Here is an 854-nt window from a genome sequence, read left to right on the forward strand (position 1 = left end):
GAGAATCCGGGCCTCGCGGTGCCGGATCAGCGCCCGGCGGGCCCTGGACAAGGCAGCCGGGATCGGCGCAGCGCGGAGCCGACGGTCACCTGACCCTGCCGCTGGAGCAGGCTGCCGAGGGTGACAAGGCGATGGATGAGCGCCGGGCCACGAAGGTGCTCCTCACGCTGCGAGCCGTCCACTGAAGGTGACGAATACGGCTGTTTCGACACTCGATCGAGGCAGCGGCCAGACTGCACCCAGTGCAGGAGCCCATAATGGGGCTGGACCCATACTTCACCAGCGGCGGCAACATCAGGCAATCGCCGTAGCGAGGGAGGACTGATGGCGCGCATTTTTATCACCGGCTCCACCGACGGGCTCGGACGGGCCGCCGCGCAGTCCCTCCTGGGCAACGGCCACCATGTTGTCGTGCACGCACGCAGCGCCGGCCGTCTGGCCGCGGTACAGGATCTCCTCGACTGCGGCGCGCTAAGTGTGGTCGGTGACCTGTCAGACATCGGGAAAACGCGCGACGTCGCCGACCAAGTGAACCGACTCGGTCCGATGGATGCCGTGGTCCACAACGCCGGCGTGCTCAACGGTCCGCATGTCTTTGGGGTCAACGTCGTCGCACCCTACCTGCTCACCGCCCTCATCCCCCGCCCGCACCGGCTGATCTACCTCAGCAGCGGCCTACACCGCGGCGGCCGCGCCGACCTGACCGGCCTGGGCCGCAGCGGCGGGGCACAAAGCGTGTCCTACTCGGACAGCAAGCTCTACGTCACCGCTCTCGCACTGGCCGTCGCCCGGTTATGGCCGGACGTTCTCAGCAACGCTGTCGATCCCGGCTGGGTGCCCACCAGGATGGGCGG

Annotated in this window: 1 protein-coding gene and 1 pseudogene; both read left to right on the forward strand. The window is 68.1% G+C overall.

Annotation, left to right across the window (positions count from 1 at the left end; all coding sequences use genetic code 11):
* Positions 1 to 185 (forward strand): annotated as a pseudogene (locus tag AC5RWU_RS24405) (hypothetical protein); the annotation flags it as partial.
* A 139-nt stretch (positions 186 to 324) separates the two neighbouring features.
* Positions 325 to 854, forward strand: a 530-nt coding sequence (locus AC5RWU_RS24410; RefSeq protein ID WP_493986750.1) for an SDR family NAD(P)-dependent oxidoreductase, incomplete at its 3' end; no start/stop codon positions are given.

The organism is Arthrobacter sp. B0427-1-12, assembly GCF_059092905.1.